The sequence below is a fragment of the Paenibacillus tritici genome (genome assembly GCF_018207515.1).
In the GTDB taxonomy this organism is placed as follows: Bacteria; Bacillota; Bacilli; order Paenibacillales; family Paenibacillaceae; genus Paenibacillus_AQ; species Paenibacillus_AQ tritici.
Map to the genome: position 1 here is coordinate 5,852,611 of NZ_CP073365.1, position 20,164 is coordinate 5,872,774.

A 20,164-nucleotide genomic window follows, 5' to 3' on the forward strand; every position below is an offset into this window, starting at 1 on the left:
TCTCCTCAATTGTTTACTATCGGAAGTTCTTCCGCAATTCTCTCTTCCACCTCAAACAGCACTTTCATATAAACTTTACCATTCTCTTTCTTCTCATGCAAAATTTTTTGACTTTTGATGACGCTATCAGCGCCATAACGCGCGAAAATATCACTCTTCGCCCGCGTCAGCCCTTCCGTACGGGCCTCCTCCGGAGTAAGCGCTTCAGTGGTATATTTAACCTCCAGCTCCTTCTCGGTCATCAGGCCCAGCGGCAGCTGAAAGGAACGCCAAGACAGCATGTCGGGCTCCGTAAGCGTGCGCGATTTGTCAAAGCCGGAATCCCCGTAGCCCCAGAGCTGAACCGCCCATTTGCCGAGTACGAGATATGTGCGGTCTTTGCGTTCTCCGGTATAAGCGCTGCCCGTTCTCCGGAGCGGCACCTCCAGCTTGTATTCATGCCATACCAGACCTTTAACGTCGCCTTTGGCAACCACAAATTCTGTATTTTCCTCGTCACCCAGCGCTCCTGAGATCAGGATATCCCCTTTTTTGACACGTGAATTGCGGCTCACGACAGGTCTGCCCTGCTCTGCATAGATCTCGGTGACTACCGCATCGGTCCGGCTGATTAGATGACGCTGGCTGAGCAGCGGCTTCTGCTCCGGGCGGTCGGCTTCGACGACCTGGATGGTAATGCTCGTCCCCGTCCGGTGGAACCCGGCCCAGGTCAGCCCCGGCACAAGGCTGGTCAGCTCCCTGGATAGCTCGTCCGACTCTTTCATGCGCCAGATCCACTGAAGCGGGTAGACCCCCTCCCTGCGGGCGGCTTCCAGGATGTCCTCGGTGGGAATGCGGGTATTCCCCTCAACCTTGACGCTCCACACCATAGAGGACAGCAGCAGCAGCCCTACACCGAACACAAGCACACCTGCGGCAAAAAACTTCCGTTTCCACAAGCGCGCGATTCTAAACGGAAGCCCGTGACGGGCCGTAACATGCATCCGGCAGCCTGTCTGCTTCAGAAGCGGGCGGAGACTGAAAAAGTCATCCAGCAGCAGATTCAAAGAAGCGCCGTCCCCGGCAGGCCTCACATCCCAGATGATGATGCCCGCTCCGGTTACAGCATTGATAAACCGTTCCACCTGCGGTCCCGTCACATGCAGTGTAACGAACCCCCGCAGCGATGACAGAGGCGGCTCTTTCATGGATTCTCCCCACTTTCCTTATATCTGATTTCACCGATAATCCCGATTACAGCAAGCTCCTGGCCCAGAATATTACGGATCACCAGCTCTTCTCCGGTAATCTCCAGAACGCCTTTGACAAGCGCCAGCCTGAGCTGCTCCGATGAGAAATGCAGTACGCCGCGGTGGTTCTCAATATACAGTTCCTTGTTGCCGATCAGGGTGATCCGGGGCATCTCCTGCAGCACATCCTGCGGAAGATCCAGTACCCCGTTTGTCCATCCCCGCAGCCTGCGGCCGATACGGGTCATAAGTAGACGCTCCCCCTTCCTGCCTTCTGTACACCTTATGCGGTAACGCACTTTTTTATGAGAGCAAAAAAAGCCTGAATCCTCTCCGGTCAGGGAGCAGATTCAAGCTTCTGCGTATAGATCAATGGAATTGTGGCCGGAAGCGAACGCTGCTAACGGCAGTGCTCCACTTTAGCGGCGCGTGGAATGCGGCAGGCGGGCACGGGGCGGGCCCAGCACCTCAGCCCACATGAGGCCGCTGCGCAGCGCTTCACGGTCACCCGTGAGCGGATGGCGGGCAAGTGCAGCGGGGTCTGCGTTCCCGTAAGCTTCTGCGGCATCAGAGTCCGCAGACGGCACGGCTGCCGCCATCCCGTCAAAAGCAGCCTGCATCCGCTCCAGCTCCTCCTGCATGCGCGCTATACGGACCTCCACGCCGTCCTGGGTCCCGGCCTGCTCCAGAGACACGCCTTCGCCTGTCTCGTAATCAGGAGCAGGCCGTGCCGCCTGCCCGGGCCACTCAGGCGTTGCGCCGGACTCCTGCGCCTCCTGCTCCGGCTCAGGCCGGCCCGAAGCCGCCCGGCCTCCGGCAGGCGCCGGGAATCCGCTGCCCGGCTGTTCAGGGCGTCCGCTGTCCGCTGTCCGGGCAGGAGTACGGGGGCGGCGCAGCGGATTGCCTTCGCCCCCGCCGCCAAAGGTCGGCATGCCTCCGCGCGGGGCTGATTTTCCTTTATTTTTGTTCCAGTTCGTAATGATCGCGATCACTGCAATCACCACCAAATAGATCAAGCTGCTCATGGGGAATCACATCCCTTTATTTGTGGGGCGGACGGCTGCTGTCGTCCCCGTCGTTTAGTTTGCCGAGCGAACCGCGCATTTGCGTGTCGGCCTCAATGTTTTTGAGATTCATGTAGTCCATCACTCCGAGCTTGCCGGAGCGCAGCGCTTCGGCCATGGCCAGCGGAACCTGGGATTCGGATTCAACCACCAGTGCCTTCATTTCGACTACCCGGGCCTTCATTTCCTGCTCATGGGCAACGGCCATGGCTCTGCGTTCCTCCGCCTTAGCCTGGGCAATGCGCTTATCCGCCTCCGCCTGCTCAGTCTGCAGGTAAGCGCCGATATTCTTGCCGACATCCACATCCGCAATATCAATCGACAGAATCTCAAAGGCTGTACCTGAATCCAGCCCCTTGGACAGAACCGTCCGGGAGATGGAATCGGGATTCTCCAGTACGTCCTTATGCGAATTACTTGAGCCTACTGTGGTTACAATCCCCTCGCCTACACGGGCAATAATGGTTTCTTCCCCCGCACCGCCGACGAGGCGGTCAATATTGGCCCGGACCGTCACCCGTGCCTTGACCTTAACTTCAATCCCATTCTTGGCAACGGCCGCAACAATCGGCGTCTCGATTACCCGCGGGTTAACGCTCATCTGAACGGCCAGCAGCACATCGCGTCCGGCCAGATCAATGGCCGCGGCACGCGTGAATTCCAGCGGAATATCCGCTCTCTGAGCTGCAATCAGCGCATTAACTACCCGGTCTACGTTCCCTCCGGCAAGGTAATGGCTCTCAAGCTGATTGATATTCAGACCGAGCCCGGCCTTGGTGGCCTTTATCAGCGGATTGACAATCCGGCTCGGCGTGACCCGGCGCAGACGCATTGCCACCAGTGTAATAATGCTGATTTTGACACCGGATGCCCAGGCAGACACCCAGAGCATAACCGGGAAGAAGCTGAAGAATACGCTTAGTACAATGATCACGACAACCGCGATCAGCAGAAAAGTAATCATAGATGCTTCCATCATACGTTTGATAACCTCCGTAATTTTTTTGAGCAGCCTTAGTTCACAGCTTCCTTCACAACCACACGGCCTCCCTCGACCTTCACCACTGAAACCGCAGTGTGCGCATCAATGAATCCGCCCTCTGTAACCACATCTATCCGCTCACCGCCAATGGCGGCGGTTCCGGCTGGACGCAGCGGCGTTACACTGATTCCTGAGGCTCCGATCAGACGCAGCTTCTCCTGGACAGGCACATAACCCTGATCTTTGGTAAGGCTGTCCTGAAGGATGAACCGGTTCCAGATTCCCCGCTCCTTGAAGGCTACGGCGACAATCACTATCACAACTGCCGCTGCTGAAAAAGCAATTCCCAGACTGAACATCGCATGGGTGAAGCTGTATGCCGCTCGGACAACACCCGCCACAAGACTGACTGAGCCCAGCAGCCCCAGGATTCCGAAGCTCGGGACAAACAGCTCCAGCACGAGCATCACCAGCCCCAGAATGAACAGCAGCAGCGTCTCCGCCCCGGCGAAGCCCGCCACATAGTTGCCGAAGAAATAGAGGGCGAATGCCAGTGTACCGACAATTCCGGGCACCCCAAAGCCGGGCACCAGCAGCTCAATGAACACCCCGGCAATTCCGACGAAGAGCAGAATGACCATAATCACCGGGTTGGTCAGAAAATGCGACATTTTCTCCGCACCGGTGTGCTCAACGCGAAAAATGTCGTCTGTGGAGTAACCCAGCCAACTAATCGCCTCATTGGCTGTGCCTGCAATCCGGTCAGCGTAACCGGCCTGAAGCGCTTCCTCGCTGCTTAGAGCAATGATCTCCCCTTGCCTCTTGCTCACGCCGAGTTCGGGCTTGTTCACGGCCAGCTGGAGATCCACCATCCCTGCCGCCACTTCCGGATCACGCCCGTTCAGCGCTGCGGCCCCGGTCATCTTGGATTTCCAATACGATATCATTTTGGCATCCTCTACGCTCTTCCCGTTCATATCCACCAGCGACGCGGCACCGATCATACTGCCCGGCTTCATGATAATAGCCCCGGCGTTCAGCGCGATATAACTGCCTGCGGAAGCAGCATTGCCCTTGATGAAGGCCACGGTCGGGATCTTGCTGTCCCTGACCATCGTGCCGATGCTTTCGGCGGAATCCACCCGTCCTCCGGGTGTATCAATCTCCAGAACAATCAGAACCGCGCCGTAATTGGCCGCCTCCTGGAATCCCCGTTCGAGGAAACTCTGCAGGCCGCGTTCGATTTCCTGATCTACCGGAATAACGAAGACCGGTCCGTTCACCGTTTCACCTGCAGCCGCCCCCGGTGCACGAACCGCTTCATTATCTGCCCGGGCAGTCCCCGCTACCGGTAGCAGCAGAAGAATCAGCCATGCAGCGATGCAGGACAAGATGATGGTGCGTAACCTGTTCAAGCTGGCGCCCCCCTTTGTAAGCACATGTAACCTTTCGCATTCTTATCATATATTATAACGCAGCAGATAATCCTAGTACGACCGTTCGATCCGGGCGTTTCATTGGCTTTGCACATTCATATTGCACTAAGTAAACTGGGATTAATTATGTATATAATGAAAAACACCCCTAATTAAAGGGGTGCTAGCGTTATATTATTGCAGAAATTGCTGAACCGCCTGGTTCACGAGTTTACCATCGGCGCGACCTTTGACCTTAGGCATCAGTGCGCTCATCACCTTACCCATTTCACTTTTCGAAGAAGCACCGGTTTCCTGGATGGTCTGCTGTACAATTACTTTAATTTCTTCTTCGGAAAGCTGCTCGGGAAGATATTTAATGATAATCTCGATTTCTGCCTTAGTACTCGCGGCAAGCTCTTCGCGACCCGCTGCTTCAAATTCTTGGAGGGCATCTTTGCGCTGTTTGATTTCACGACTAAGGATATCAAGCACTTCGTTGTCGTCTAATGTTCTCTTCAAATCTATTTCAAGATACTTTATTGTAGAACGAACCATTCGAATGGTGGAGAGTGTGAACTTGTCCTTACTCTTCATCGCTTGCTTCATATCTTCGTTCAATCGTTCGCTAAGATTCATGCGTGGGTAATCCTCCTAAAACTTTCTCTTACGAGCAGCCTCAGACTTCTTCTTGCGCTTTACGCTTGGCTTCTCATAATGCTTGCGTTTCTTCACCTCAGCCAAGACACCATCCTTAGCAATGGAACGTTTAAAGCGACGAAGTGCAGCATCAATTGTCTCGTTTTTGCGAACTTTCGTTTCAGACACCAGTTTTCCCTCCCTCCGACCAGACCGTCCAAGAGCATAACAACACGGTTCATCACCTTTCATTATAGGTCAAACCTAAATAAGGTGTCAACCTTCGTTTTATTCTTTTTTCAGTCCGGGGTTGTGTGCTTAAAATTCCTTCTTAGGCGTGGGAAGCGGAGTTCCCGACCAAGGCTCCGAGCTTGGTACCCCCAAGCAGATGATAATGCAAATGAGGCACCGCCTGCCCGCTGTCCGGGCCGCAATTGTTGATCAGCCGGTATCCGGTATCCGCGATTCCCAGCTCACCTGCAATCTGCTGGGCCACGGCATGAATCTCGCCGATCAGCGGCAGATCCTCAGGCGTAACGTCATTCATGGAAGCAATGAATTTCTTCGGGATAATCAGCACATGCACTGGGGCTGCAGGCTCAATGTCGTGGAATGCGAGAATCCGCTCGTTTTCAAACACTTTTTTGGACGGGATCGAACCTTCAATAATTTTGCTGAATACAGTTTCCATACCACGCTTCCTCCCATTGATTGTGTAATGCAGAAGCTTGCATCCGGCACTTTCCGCGGCACAGTCCTGGTGTCCGGCGGGGCGCATTTGCCTGAATGTCTTCCTGACTTCCGGCCTGATTTGCTTCGCGACAAATAGTTAGTATATGGCTCTAATCATACAGGATGTTGAGCGATTGTGAAAGTCAGGGACGGCATTCCCTGCAAACAAATAACAGGTGCCGGGCTGCCAGCAGAATCATCCGCTCAAATTCAAGCAGATTCGTATACAAAACACTCTAACTGGTGAATGAAGTAAGAAATGATGCGGCTCATGCAGTTTGTAAGGCGGCCTATGTACCTGTAAGGCGACCAATGAAGCCTGTAAGGCGAACTCAGGATTCTCCATTCGCCTACTTCTGGCGGGATCCGGCATAATGAGGAGCACTAATGCTCTTCATTGGCTCATTTGGGCTACGTCTGGTGTATTCAGGTGCATTAATGCTCCTTATTGGCTCCTTTGGCCTGCGTCTGGTGAATTCAGGTGCATTAATGCTCCTTATTGGCTCATTTGGGCTACGTCTGATGTATTCAGGTGCATTAATGCTCTTCATTGGCTCATTTGGGTAGCGTATGGTGAATTCAAGTGCATTAATGCTCCTCATTGGCTCATTTGGCTTCCGTCCGCTGAATTCAGGAGCATTAATGCTCCTCATTGCTCTTCTTCACCCACACTCGGCACAAGCACAGGGATTAGCTCACTTTGACCTCATTTTATGTATAGCCGACTTCCGACTGTTTCTAAATCATTTACCCCTTTAATTCTAATCCATAATAAATGATCCGACTTCCTTGTAAAGCACGACATTCGTTTCTGCGAGAAATAGAAGGAGAAGTTAGCATGTGAAGCATATGAACTCTTTTTAATAAAGACAGGAAGGACAGGCTGTATTATAACAGGTCTGCGGCTACCCTTTACTTCGGTAAATTCAAATATAAGTGATGCAACAATGCTATCCTCTTAAATGGGAAGGGTACCCTTTCAATGAGAACAAAGAACGAAGAAGGATAAGTTACTGTCTGTAACCCCGTGTGAGCGTCTTGTAAATAAAAAAAGACAAAAAAAAAGAAACACCCTTCACAGCTTAGATAAGCTGCTTCGGCGGCGGACGTATGATAAGGAACAATTCCCTGTCATACGTCCGCCGAGGTGTTTCAAATAATGTCGGCTTAGCTGTATTATAACAGGGGGTTGGAGGTGTATCTGTGATTCTTATCACTTCCAACCCCGGGTATTACATTTTTTCGAGCAGGATCGTTGAACCCCCGCCGCCCTGCCCGGCGGGAACTACAATCAGCTTGCGCGGCAGTCGGGCCCGAAGCTCGGGGACATGGCTGATGATGCCTACGGACAACTGATCATTATGCAGCCGCTCCAGTGAAGTAATCACTGTATCGAGCAGGTCCGGGTCCAGTGTGCCAAAGCCCTCATCCAGGAAAAAGAATTGCAGCGGATATTGTCCACGCAGCTGGATCTGGGCGGACAGGGCAAGCGCCAGCGACAGGGAAGTCAGGAAGGTCTCTCCCCCGGACAACGTGGACACCGGCCGTCTGACGCCGCCGTTCCCGTCATCCCGGATGACGAATCCCCCGCCCGAATCCACTTCCAGCGCGTAACGCTGCTTGCTCAGGAAACGGAGCCGCTGTGAGGCGGCCTGACAGACCTGCATCAGTTGTTCCTCCGCAATATACTCCACAAAAGCATTGCCGCGCAGCACAGTCTGCAGCTTGGATAAACGCTCCTGAAGCGCCGCATATCCCGCTCTCTTGTCCTCAAGCTCCACCCAGCGGATATGGCGCTGCTGCAGATCCTCCAGATCCCGCTCTGCCCGCGCCCGGGCCTGAAGCGAGATTTCGTCATCCTCCCTGCACTTGCGCAGCGCTTCCTGGCTCTCCTGCCATTCTTCACGGCTGAGCACAGCTCCAGCCAGCTTGTCCTCAATGCTACGCAGCTGCAGCGCACACTCGGCTTCCTCCTCCCGGTGCGCCTTCACCCGCTCAGCGGCCTGCGTCCGTTCTCCAGTCTCCAGCGACGAGGCCTCGACCTCTGCAGCTGAGGCGAACGGTGAAGACTGCAGACTCTCCTCCCACTGGGCAGCGGCTGCAGTATAATGCTCCTGCGCCGACTCTGCCGCCTGACGGGCTACCGCAGCTTCACGGGTCTGCTGCTGGGCCTTCTCCGCTGCCAGGCGGTGTCCCTGACGGCTGCGTTCGAGCGCAGTCTGCAGTTCAAGCAGCCTGCGCTCACACTCGGCCAGCAGCGCCCCCGCAGGGCGGCCGCCGGTCCCTTCCCTCAGCCGCTGCTCTTTGTCGCGCGCAAGCGCCTCCTTGCCTTCCAGCTGCGCATCCCACTGCGCCAGCTCCTTGTCCAGCCCGGCCAGTTGTTCGTTCAGCGTCTGCACCGCGAGACTCTTATCTTCCAGGAACTTGACGCTGATCTCCAGCCGGCTGCGGATTTCCTCGGCGCGTTCATCCTTGCCGAGCATCTCACGGTAGGTTGCCTCAGCCGCTTCCGGGGCAAGCTCCGGAAAGCGGCTGTTCCATTCTTCCCTAAGCTTATCGGCGGAACCGGCCAGCTGTGCTGCCTTGGCAGCCAGATCTTGCAGCCAGGTCTGCTCCGCTTCAACACCGGCCGCTTCCTTGTGATACAACTGCTCCAGCTCCTGCATGGAACGCTGCCAGTCTGCTGCCGAACGGCGCAGCTCTGCCGAGCGCCCTTTGAGGGCCGACAACTGGTCGTTCAAGACGGACAGCTCGTCATTCATCGCGGCTAAAGTAAGTTCATCCGGCAGGGATGTGGTTACTGGCGCCGCCGGAGCGTTGAGGGAACCGGAACCTGAGTGAGTCTCAGTGCTGGTGAGGGAACCAGGAGCGGCATGGGACGCAAGGATTGTGGTCTTGTCCGTAGCCGTTTCTGTTCCAGCGGCAGTCTGGTTCATTGCTTCTTCCGGTGCTGCTCCCCCTAGTTGAGCGAGCCATGAACTGTCCTGCGCCAGCAGGCTATGCAGCAGATGGCGCGTCTCCAGCGCCTGCCGGGCCTGAGTGCGGACATGGCGGAGCCGGCTGTCCAGCTCATCCAGTGCCCCCTGCTCCTGCTTCAGCGCAGGGGAGGGGTGATGTTCGCTGCCGCAGACCGGGCAGGGAACCCCTGCCTGGAGTTCACCGGCGAGCGCCTGCGAGAGCCGGTGAACCTCCTGCTCCTTCAGGGCAGCCTCCAGCGCGCTGATGTGCAGCTCCAGGCGGCCGGCAGCGGCTCCCGCTGTCCCTTCGGCCGCCCGCAGCTCTTCCTGGTGCAGGGCAGCGGCGGCCAGCAGCTCTCCGCGCCCGGCATCCAGCGCCTGCCGCCGCGAAGCAGCAGCGGCCAGCCGTGCCTGCGCCACCGTGAGCACCGCCGCGCGGTCCTGGCGCTCACGTTCTGCCGATTCCCGCTGGGCCTCGGCAGAACGCAGTCCCTGCAGTCTCTGCATGGCTTCCTGCAGAGACTGCCGCTCCTGGGAGCGGACCGCCAGCGGCTGCAGGCTCTGCTGCAGCTCGTGTTGTTTCTTTTGGCCGCGGGCCAAAAGTTCACGCTCCCGGGCCAGGCTCTCCCGCCCGGCGGCCAGGCCCCGGGCGGCTTCCTCGCGGCGCGCCTGCAGCGCCCCGCGCTCGCGGTGCAGCTCGCCGAGCTCGGCTTCCAGCTCGAGCGCGCGCCGGTACCGGCCCTCCTCCTGACGGAGGGCCGGCTCGCCTGCGGACAGCGCGGCTTGTGCCGCCGCTTCCGCTTCCCCCGCTGCCGCCGCTTCCTGCACGGCAGCTGCGGCCAGGGCCTCAAGGCCCACGGCGCGCTGCGCCCGGGCCTTCCAGGCCTCTTCCGCGCTGCGCCAGGCCTTCAGCGCGGGCAATCTCCGCTCGGCATCGTCCGCCTTGCCGAGCCTTTGCTCCAGGAGGAGGATTTGCTCCTCCTGGGCCAGAAGCACCTGCCGCTGCAGCCTGCGGCGCTCATGCTCGTCCTGCAGCTCGCGGATACGGGCGTAGCGCTCAGCGCGCTCTACCGCCTCTGCAAGCCGCTTGCGGCAGTCCGCCGCATGGCGGACCGCCTCCTGCACGCGGACGGCTGCCGCTTCCACATCCTCCTTGCCTGCGCTGCCCAGCCCCTGCTGCTCGGCTTCAACGGCGCGGAGCGCCGCCTCATTCTCTTTGACGCGGCGGCTAAGCTTCAGTGCGAGCCCGTCTCCGTACTGCTCCAGATGGAACAGGCGCTGGAGCATCTGCCTGCGGTCTACACCGCGCAAGGACAGGAACTCGGCGAACTTGCCCTGCGGCAGGACAACCGCACGGGTGAAGTCATCCATCTTGAGTCCGATATGTTCTTCCACACAGCGGGTGACATCCGCCAGCTTATCGGCCATGACGGTATCCCCGTCCTCCTTAACCTCAATGAACCGGCTGATCGTATTGCTGACGGACTGTTCGCCGGTCCGTTTGAACTTACGCTCCACCCGGTAGCGCCTTGTCCCCGAAGAGGAGGTCAATTCGAAGGTGAACGCCACACTGAGCTGATCCTCGGAATGGTTCATGATGCCCTGGGTTCCGTTCACCGCGCGTTCTACCTTGCCGTACATCGCCAGCGTAATGGCATCCAGCAGGCTGGATTTGCCGCTGCCGGTCGGGCCAAAAATCCCGAACAACCCCGTCTCGGTCAGACTGGCAAAATCAATCTCCTGCTGCTCCCTGTAGCTCTGCAGCCCGGACACCTTCAGTAGTATCGGTTTCACTTCAGTAACTCCTCCCCTTCAGCAGGCTCCTGCCGTTCTTCCTCCGCCAGCTCCAGGAACAGCTCAATCAGGCTGTCCTCAGGTTCCGCCCCGCCGGTCTGGCGCTGATAGAATCTGCGGAACAGCTCCTGCACCGGCATCCGTGAGCGTGCCGTCTCTTCCAGCTCCTGCTCCATCTGCGGATATATCGGACGGATATGTACGATGCCTTCCCGTGACTTGCGCAGACGCTGGATATCGTTCATGGACATGGCTTCTGTCAGCCGAAGCTCCAGATCAATGAATGCACCCGCATCCCTGCCTTCATCCAGCCAGCCGTACACCTCCTGCAATCCGCCCGCAGACTTCCAGTTCACCAGCGGACGCCCGCTGCGCAGATAGATCTCCTCGAACACAGGCTCCCCGCCGGGGGCAACGTCAATCAATGCCACAGACTTTGCCTGTCCTGCTTCCGAGAAGCTGTACGCCAGCGGCGAGCCGCTGTAGCGGATCATTCCGTCGCCCTTGACCCGCTGGGCACGGTGAAGATGGCCAAGCGCCGTGTACTGTGCGCCGCAGGAGAGGGCCGAAGGATCAACGGTATAGGCACCGCCTACCTGAATCGGCCGCTCGGAGTCACACTCCACACCGCCCAGCACATAAATATGGCTCATCGCCAGATTGACCGTCTGCGGTGTGAACTCCCGGCCGAGCATCTGCATCAGCCTGCCGACGCGTGCACTGTAAGCCAGCCGCAGCTCAGCCTCTCCGCTGTCCCCGGCGAGCAGCTCGCCAAGCCGGGCTTCGGAGGGGTAGGGAAGCGCAGCGATTTTGGCAATCTCACCGGTTCTTGCAGCATGCACTGTCACCGGCTCGGAAGTCGGCATCCCCACCAGCGTGATTCCCTGTCTGCGGACAAGCGGGGATACGGAAGCCACACGCTCCGGCTGGTCGTGATTGCCAGAGATGACAACCAGCGGCCGGCCGTTCGCTGTCAGTCTAGCCGCCGCATCATAGAACAGCTGCTCAGCCGCAGCGGGAGGATTGACCGAATCATAGACATCTCCCGCCATCAGAATCAGATCCGCCCCGGAGGAATCTGCAATCTCCACCAGTTCATCCATGAACTGCTCCTGCTCCTTCTGCCGGCTTCTGCCCTCCAGCGTCCGCCCCAGATGCCAGTCTCCCGTATGCAATATGCGCATTTACGCCCTCTTTTCCCCGCCTGTCTGCGGCAATCATAGATTTGTATCCGAACCTCATAGCCTTACCGCGCGGCCCCCGTCGAAAAAGAACAGCCACACCTCGCTGACCGGCTCGCCCAGAATATCAAGCAGCGCCTTGCTGTACAGCTCCAGCTGGAAACGGTATTTCTCCGACAATAGCTTCAGCCCGTCTTCCTGCGGCGGTATAACATCTGTTTTGTAATCCAGCAGAATCAGCCGCCCTTCTTCACGGAACAGGCAGTCAATTACCCCTTGGATCAGTACAGTTTCCTTGTAAGCACCTCTACCGTCTTCCCCTGCAAGCCCCGCGGCCGCTTCATTCAGATAGTCCAGCCCCTGGTAGGCTTCGTCCGCAGGTACGCTGTAGCTGAACGGCTGCTCTCTTGTCTTCCATGCGGATTGCATAAGCCTGCGGCCCAGTTCACTGCTGTAAAAGCCCTCAATCTCCTCCAGCGCCACTGCGTCCGCCTGCTCCCTGCTTAGAATAGCAAGCCTTACCAGACGCTCCAGCGTCGCTTCAAGGACCTGCCGGTTCAGCGGCTCATCCAGGGGAATATGCTGCATTACGGTGTGGTATGCCGTTCCGCGCTCGGCGGGGGTCAATCCCCGTGCCTCCATGAATCGGGGCCGCTGCAGATGCAGACTGTCCCTGTATCCATGTCCGCCAACTCCACTGAGCATTTCCCGTCCTTCTCTAGCAGCCCTCTCTTCCAAAAGATCATGGGAAGGCTGCTCCTGCATGGATAACAAGGCCTTCAGCTCGGTAACCGAGGTTTTGGCCGGAATGCCCGAAGCCGCTGCATAGGGATAAGCCCACTCCAGCCTGTCCGCAATCTGCTCCGCAGCTGGTGTTGCCAGCGAGGGGACGGCCTTGCCCCTGCGGAGGGCATCAAGCACCAGACTGCGCTGCCTGTTCTTGTCATGATCCTCGTCTGCGGACGCGAAGGTCCCGGAGCCCAGCTCCTGCACATTAACCGTTGTAATGCTCCAATTGGACTCATCCTGATGCAGTACGGTGGATACCGCTCCCTCGCTTCCGGCCAGCTTGCGCAGAATAGCCGCAGCAGGATGGCGGATTAGCGCCGGTCCGACCCAGTCCAGATAGCTGCGCCCCCGGGCCAGCAGATGGTCAGCCAGCAGCAGCTCTTCGCGGCCCTGCATGGCCGTCCAGCCGGATACCGTACGCGGCAAATCCCTCAGGGTGCCGACAAGAATCATTTTGTCGCGCGGACGGGTCAGCCCGACATAGAGCACACGCATCTCCTCCGCCAGCAGCTCCAGCCGTGAACGGCGGTTAATGGCGAGATAAGGCAGCGTCGGGTAGCTGACCCGCGTCTCCCGCTCCACAAAGCGGGGGCCGAAGCCCAGCTCCTTGTGCATCAGGAATGGAGAATGCAGATCCTGGCGGTTGAACATTTTGGCCATGCCTGCCAGGAAGACGACCGGGAACTCCAGACCCTTGGACTTATGAATCGTCATGATCCGCACGCCTCCGGCTTCCTCCCCGCTTCCGCCGGCAACACCCAGATCACCGCCATTCTCCCTCAGCCGCGAGATGAAGACAAGGAAACGGAACAACCCTCTGGCCGAGGTCTCATTCTCAAATTGAACCGCGCGGTCATAGAGTGCCCGGAGATTGTTCTGGCGCTGGAAGCCTCCAGGGAGTCCTCCGAGCCATTCCAGATACCCGCTCTCCCGGTAAATACGCCAGATTAACACACTCAGACTTCCCTGCCGGGCAGCATCTCTCCAGCCGTTAAGCAGATCGAGGAAGGCCTTCAGCTTGTTCCGGAGCTGCCCGTCAATTTCTCTCACCGCCTCAGAGACACCCGAATCCGCAGCAACCGTCTCCGGCGCCGCTTCCCGATTCCAGGCAACAAGATCGTCGCCGGGCAGCCTCTCCGCAGAAGCCGAGACTTCCCCCACTGCTCCGTCATCATCTTCCAGTATTGCAGAAGCTGCCCAATTTGTAAGTGACGGTGTACCGGGCTGCACATTCCCGGTTTCCGCTTCCGGCTGCCAGTCCGCTGCTGCCACCAGTGCATCATAGAATGAGCCCTTGCTGCACAGCCGTACCTTCGCCAGCTCCTCCTCGCGCAGGTTCACCACCGGTGAACGCAGCACTCCGGCCAGGGGGATATCCTGGCGGGGATTATCGACGATCTGCAGCAGCGATAGCGCAATCTCCACCTCTGTAGCTTCAAAATAGCCCTTATTCTGGTCCCCGAATGCAGGGATACCTTCACCCCGCAGCTCCTCAATGATCTGCGGCGTCCACACACGGGCGGAGCGCAGAAGAATAACAATATCGCCGTATACGACCGGACGCATCATCCGCAGCGCTTTGTCGTAGATCAGGAGCGGCTCACCGCCGGTCATGCCTGTCATCTGCAGAATGCGCCGGGCAATAGCCCGGGCCTCCAGCTGCGCCGTCTCGCTCTCTACAGCTTCATTCTCCTGCTGGCCCAGCTCATCCTCCTCACCGGCTTCCTCCGTCGAACCGGGTGCAGATGCAGAAGCCCCTCGGTCAATCAGCAGCAGCTCTGGTGCAAAGTAAGTATCCGGCCCTTTCTCCTCCGCACCGGGAAAGCTCGCCCCATAGACCAGCTCTGCGCGCTCGTCATAGCTTATTTCGGCTACATTGCTGTCCATAATCTGCCGGAAAATCATATTCACGGCATTCACAACCTCCATACGGCTGCGGAAATTGCGGGCCAGATCTATAACCGATCCGCCGGCCAAGGCATCCCGGCCTGATGCGGACTCATCCTCCGCCGGTTCAACAGCGGGCTGTCCGCTGCTGAACCGGCGGTATTTGTCCAGGAACAGGCCCGGCTCAGCCAGGCGGAAGCGGTAGATACTCTGCTTCATATCCCCGACCATGAAGCGGTTGCCGGGGGACTCGCGGGAGATCAGACGGACAATCTCCTCCTGTACGCTGTTGGTGTCCTGATATTCATCCAGCAGCACCTCATCGAACTGGCTGCGGTATTCCATCGCTGCATCTGAAGGCAGCGAGTGTCCCGGAACCGAATCCGGGTGACGCAGAATTTGCAGGCAATAATGCTCCAGATCACTGAAATCGACCAGGCCCCTGCCCGCCTTCTCCAGCCGGTAACGCTCGCCGAATTCAATAACGGTCTCCGCCAGCTCATGCATCAGCGGAGCCGCCTCATGCAGCTCCCCGAGGAATACCTCCGCCGGGCGGCCGAACAATGATTTCTGCAGCTCCAGCAAGCTTTTTTTGACATTGTCACGGATGCCCTTCACCCGCTCCTGAAGCCCTGGGTCCGTAGCATCCTTCTTGCACGGCTTCAGCTTGCCGAAAGAGATCTCCATGAATATGTCATACAGAGCGGACCATGGCTGATCTTCCACCGCCTCCAGCAGTCCCTGCACCATCTCCCTATCAGCTGCCAGATTGTCCGCATAAGGCGCCGGACCCCCAGGCTGAAGGGCAATCTCCCTGCCCTGGTCCAGCTGGCTGATCGCCCCGCTTAGCGTCAGCTTCGCTTCGGCGAGGATGCTCTGTACCCAAGGCGACCTGCTCAGTGACTGCGTATCCGGCAGCGAGAAGTCGGCAGCGGTATCCCGCAGCCATTGCCCCGGCCAGGGATGGCTGCGTGCGAAATCATGCAGCCGCTGAATCAGCGCATGCACAGCATCGTCACTGCGCTCACCGCTGAACCAGTCCGCCAGCCGTACGAATACCGTATCTTCGCCATCCGTGTTAACCTCACCGTATTTCTCCTCCATCAGTTCCTCCAGCAGCTCCTGGCGCATCATTTCCGCCTCATGCTCATTCAGAATGCGGAATCCTGGATCAATCGGAATCAGCTGGTAATACCGGCGGATGACCTCCAGACAGAAGGAATGCAGCGTTGTAATGGAGGCTCTGCCCAGCAGGGCAAGCTGGCGGCGCAAGTACTCATGCTCCGCATCCGCGCTCTCTTCCAGCTTACGCTCCAGCGCCTCACGGATACGCTGGCGCATCTCGGAGGCGGCTGCTTTGGTGAAGGTGGCCACCAGGAGCCGGTCCACACTGAAGCCCGCTTCCAGGTTGCTGATTTTGCGGATAATCCGCTCTACCAGCACCGCCGTCTTGCCGGAACCGGCTGCCGCCGCCACGAGGATATCGCTGCCGTGCTCAGCAATGGCGCGCCACTGGTCATCACTCCACAGACTGCCTTCAGGCTTCGCTTCTATTTCAGGTCTTAGGTTCACCGTTTCTCTCCTCCTTTGCGGGACAGCAGCTCCCAGATCGCGTCTTTGCCCGGCTTGCTCAGATGGTTGTATCCATTGCCTTCTACCGTCTCATCGAACTGGCACACCGGACGGAAAGAACAGAAGGTGCAGGCTGTCTCCTGCTGGATACGGTAAGGCTTAATCGCCACATCGCCTTCTGTAATGCTTGTCCCGATATCCGATATAGTGCTGCGCACCGAAGTCAGCAGTTGTCCCCACTGCTCCGGCGTAGCCACAGACGCGCTGCTGTAGAAGCTGCCATCGCTTTTGAGAGCAACAGGAACTATGGATGAATACCCTTTATCCAGTGTCGTATCCATCAGGGAGACCACCTCGCGGTCCGCCGTCAGCAGCCCCTTCATCTTGAAGCGCTTCATCAGCTCCTGCTCCGCCTGCTCCCGGTTCATTCCGTTGGCTGAAGCCAGCAGCGGATCATGCACATGGAAATATAACGCACCAGCCGGAAGGGCAGCTGTACCCAGCCATTGCTCCGAGTAGGTGAGCAGGACATCCAGGTAGGTCAGCATTTGCAGAGATAATCCATAGTAGACCTCATGCAGCTTAAGATCCTTCTGGCTGGATTTGTAATCAATAACCCGCAGCAGAACCCCCTGCTCGCCTTCCGCCTTGTCTACACGGTCAATTCGGCCGACCACCTCCATCACACAGCCGTTCGGCAGTGTAATTCTCAGCGGAGGCAGGTCCTTGCCCGGGCCGAAATCCAGCTCCAGTCCAACCGGCTCGAAGCTGCCCCGGCGCGAATGCTCACCGAGAATGACCGAAGCGCGGCCGACGATGTTCTTCAGCTTGCGCGAGATATAGCTGTAGCGCTTGCTGCTCATCAGAATCTCCCCCTGAAGCAGCGGAGAGAGACGGTCCACTGTCGCCCCCGCCTCCTTGCGGCATTCCTCAGCCGTCAGGCTGCCCCAGCTGCGCCCCTGCTCCTGAAGCTGCTTGGCCATCTCGCTTAAGGCCGCATGGAAAAGCTGGCCGATATCCGGTGCCTGCAGCTTGTAGAGCTGGCGCTCCTTCAGCCTAAGTCCATAGGAGGCAAAGTGGGAGAACGAGCAAGCGACGAATTTCTCCATACGCGACACGCTTCCGCGCAGGGTAGAGCCGCCATACAACCTCAGACTGGTCTCCTTCTTCAGCCGAATACCTTCATTGCGGTAGAACAGTGAACCCAGCAGCCGGTCAAGCTGCGGCTTCATCGGCTGCAGGAACGGCTGCCCGTTCACGCTTGAATCCGGCGAAGTACCTGTATGCGGGTCTACCTGTTTATCCGGCTCTGAATTCAGCATCACGCCTGAGTGCAGATCAACCGTTATATCTGAGAGCCTGTCTGCCGTTGAATCTGCCGGCCTTCCCGCCGCAAACCAGTTATACACATCCCACCATAATCCGGGAATCTCTGATCCCTGGCGCCACTGCCGGAGCTGAAGCATCAGCATGCGCAGAGATTGCTCGGGATGGCCGATATAGCTCATATGCACAGCCTCTCCGTCATCAGCTGGGGACGGCGATTGCGGAACTCCTGACATAAACTGTGGAACTAACTGCTGGGAGAACAACTGCTGCAGCTGACGGATCACCTCCGAGGGCAAAAGTGCTTTGCCTTCATCATCTGCGGCGGCATAACTCACCCATAACTTCCGGCTGGCCGCCGTAAGCGCATTGTAGATCAGAAACCGTTCATCCAGCAGCTTGCGGGATGATCCCGGGGCAAGCTCCAGCCCGGACTTCTCCAACAGCAGGCGCTCCCCCTCGGACAAGATGCCGTCTTCCCGGAACTGTGCGGGAACGACACCTTCATTGAATCCCAGCAGGAACGCATACTTCACCCCGGACACCCGCGTCCGGTCCATCGTACCTATCAGCACCTGATCCAAGGCAGGCGGAACAAGCCCCAGCTTAAGCTCAGCCAGACCAGTCTCCAGCACCCCGGCGAACAAACCGAATTCCATCCGTTCCTTGCCCATCATCTCGGCAATCTGGTCGAGCAGATCCAGAACAGAGCCCCACAGCTGGTTATGCTCACGGGCCGCTTCAGGACGGCCTTGCTTCAGCGCTTCCGCTCCCATTCGTTCCAGCTTGCGGGCGGCTTCCGTATCTTCCAGCAGCAGATAGACTGCCCTGCACAGCTCCAGACCGCTGCGGCTGGCTTTGATTCTCTGCTCAAAAGCCTGCAGCGGTCCTGTTACCGCTCTGCGGCAGGCCTCCATCCTGGCCAGCATCGCTTCATCCACGGCTTCACTGCCCTCCAGGGAGAGGCGGGGAATCCCCTTCCAGGAGCGCCCGTCCGTCCAGCGGTACCCGTGAATGCCGCAGGCCAGCACATAGTTCTCCAGCTCATCCATATGCGCCCGGGTTATACTCCCGTCCAGTGGAAGCAGCAGCTCTGTCTTCACACAGCGGAACACATCCTCATAACGCCAGCGGCGGCGGACCACATCCAAGGCAGAACGGATGAATTCCACCAGCGGATGATGCAGCTCATTCAGCTTCTGATCCAGGAAGAACGGAACCCCGAATTCCTGGAACAGCGGGGCAAGCAGCGGTTCATAATCCGCCATATTCCGCATGAATACAGCCATCTCGCCATATTTCGCCCCCGAATCTCTGGTCAGGTCCAGCATCTCACGCAGTACACCCTCCACCTCGGTCCGGCGTGAAGCTGCTGCCCGGATACTGATAGCTTCATTCACCTGTTCCGCTGAACCTCCCCATGCCATCCGGCGCTGCAGCCCGCGCTCCAGATGGGCAAGTGCCGGACGGTCAACGAATCTGGGGAGCACCGGCGGAGCCAGCAGCTCATCCCATACTGTAAGGCCCAGCTCCTCCGCCATCCCGCGCAGCTTAATATAAGTAACTGCGGGCGGATGGAACAGCTCCAGCTCATGCGGAGCCTGTTCTGACGGATACGTCCGGTCAAGCGTCAGGGCAATGGTCATTTTGTCGGCGTACTGCATAAGCTCACGCAGGACGATGAATTCCTGGTTGGTGAAGCCGTGGAAGCCGTCCACCCAAATCTCTGAGCCGCGGAGGTAAGCCGAATCACCGACATGCTCAGCCAGCTCGGCCAGCCTGTCCTCTTCATCAATATAGAGCTGTGACATCTCCTGCTCCAGCTCGCTGAAGACGATATGCAGATCCTCCAGCTTCCCGGCCAGAATCGGACTGCTGAGGATGGCGGCCTGCATTCTGTTTATCTGCTCCTCCAGGTCACCCGCTCCAAGACAGCAGCGCTTAAGCTCTGTGTGCAGGCTGCTGAGCCGCTCCACAAAGCCCGGTCTGTCCGAGGAAGCGCCAAACAGCTTCAGCTCTTCCTTGCGCCGGCTGATAATCTTATAGATCAGCATCTTCTTGCCTTCCTCACTGATCGGCAGGCTGGCGCTTCCTCCCGTCTCCTGCTTCACCCGGTAGGCCAGGCGCGAGAAGCTTAGCGTCTGAGCACGGATACTTCCCTGCACTTGGCCCACTGCCAGCAGTCCGCGCTCCGCACCGAACGAGCCTTGCTCCGGCACCAGCAGAATAATCGGCGCTCCAAGAGGCTCTGACTTCAGCCGGGAGGACACCCTCTCCCATATTGTAGTAGTCTTGCCGCTGCCCGAGCGGCCGATGATAAAGTTAACCGTCATATCCGCAGACCCCTTCCGTTGAACACTAGCACTCTATGCCAATCTGAATCTATGTAACTCTCGTTCCAATAGTATAGCACACCTCCTCCGCGTGCTCCAGAACGTACGTTTGCCATAGTTTACAAATGCCTGCCACTGCAGATTTCCAGATGAATCCCGCTGTTCGCGGTGAAAATCCGGTGACAAGGCGCTCGTCATTTACTCATTCGGCCTGCAACGAAGGATGTTATTATTTTCTATAGAACAAGAAAAAAAGAGCCTCTA

12 protein-coding genes are annotated in these 20,164 nt (G+C 57.9%); all 12 read right to left on the minus strand.

Features of this window, described 5'->3' with window-relative positions:
* Positions 1–5 precede the first annotated feature (5 nt).
* Entirely contained in the window at positions 6–1,187 is a 1,182-nt protein-coding gene (gene yqfD / locus KDC22_RS25180; RefSeq protein WP_211720759.1) for a sporulation protein YqfD, read from the minus strand.
* The gene (yqfC, locus tag KDC22_RS25185) at positions 1,184–1,477 is read right to left on the minus strand and encodes a sporulation protein YqfC (protein ID WP_211720760.1); all 294 of its coding nucleotides are present in this window, start codon (positions 1,475–1,477) and stop codon (positions 1,184–1,186) included. The genes yqfD and yqfC overlap by 4 nt, the downstream gene beginning before the upstream one ends.
* Before the next feature lie 171 nt (positions 1,478–1,648).
* Positions 1,649–2,254: a hypothetical protein gene (locus KDC22_RS25190; RefSeq protein ID WP_211720761.1), complete on the minus strand. Its 606-nt coding sequence runs from the start codon at positions 2,252–2,254 to the stop codon at positions 1,649–1,651.
* A gap of 16 nt (positions 2,255–2,270) precedes the next feature.
* Entirely contained in the window at positions 2,271–3,272 is a 1,002-nt protein-coding gene (floA, locus tag KDC22_RS25195) for a flotillin-like protein FloA (RefSeq protein WP_173128361.1), read from the minus strand.
* Positions 3,273–3,307: 35 nt separating this feature from the next.
* Positions 3,308–4,690: an NfeD family protein gene (locus tag KDC22_RS25200; protein WP_211720762.1), complete on the minus strand. Its 1,383-nt coding sequence runs from the start codon at positions 4,688–4,690 to the stop codon at positions 3,308–3,310.
* 195 nt (positions 4,691–4,885) lie between these two features.
* Positions 4,886–5,329: a GatB/YqeY domain-containing protein gene (locus KDC22_RS25205; RefSeq protein ID WP_173128367.1), complete on the minus strand. Its 444-nt coding sequence runs from the start codon at positions 5,327–5,329 to the stop codon at positions 4,886–4,888.
* A gap of 15 nt (positions 5,330–5,344) precedes the next feature.
* Entirely contained in the window at positions 5,345–5,518 is a 174-nt protein-coding gene (gene rpsU / locus KDC22_RS25210; protein WP_005547957.1) for a 30S ribosomal protein S21, read from the minus strand.
* Positions 5,519–5,660: 142 nt separating this feature from the next.
* Positions 5,661–6,020, minus strand: coding sequence for a histidine triad nucleotide-binding protein (locus KDC22_RS25215; protein WP_211720763.1), 360 nt, complete (start codon positions 6,018–6,020; stop codon positions 5,661–5,663).
* A gap of 1,273 nt (positions 6,021–7,293) precedes the next feature.
* Positions 7,294–10,812: an AAA family ATPase gene (locus tag KDC22_RS25220; protein WP_211720764.1), complete on the minus strand. Its 3,519-nt coding sequence runs from the start codon at positions 10,810–10,812 to the stop codon at positions 7,294–7,296.
* The gene (locus KDC22_RS25225) at positions 10,809–11,996 is read right to left on the minus strand and encodes an exonuclease SbcCD subunit D (RefSeq protein ID WP_173128376.1); all 1,188 of its coding nucleotides are present in this window, start codon (positions 11,994–11,996) and stop codon (positions 10,809–10,811) included. Before KDC22_RS25225 ends, KDC22_RS25220 begins: the two co-directional genes overlap by 4 nt.
* Before the next feature lie 54 nt (positions 11,997–12,050).
* Positions 12,051–16,241 carry a UvrD-helicase domain-containing protein gene (locus KDC22_RS25230; RefSeq protein ID WP_211720765.1) on the minus strand — a complete coding sequence of 1,397 codons (4,191 nt, stop codon included), beginning with the start codon at positions 16,239–16,241 and terminating at the stop codon, positions 12,051–12,053.
* The gene (locus KDC22_RS33620; RefSeq protein ID WP_246552967.1) at positions 16,238–19,900 is read right to left on the minus strand and encodes a PD-(D/E)XK nuclease family protein; all 3,663 of its coding nucleotides are present in this window, start codon (positions 19,898–19,900) and stop codon (positions 16,238–16,240) included. Before KDC22_RS33620 ends, KDC22_RS25230 begins: the two co-directional genes overlap by 4 nt.
* Positions 19,901–20,164: the final 264 nt, after the last annotated feature.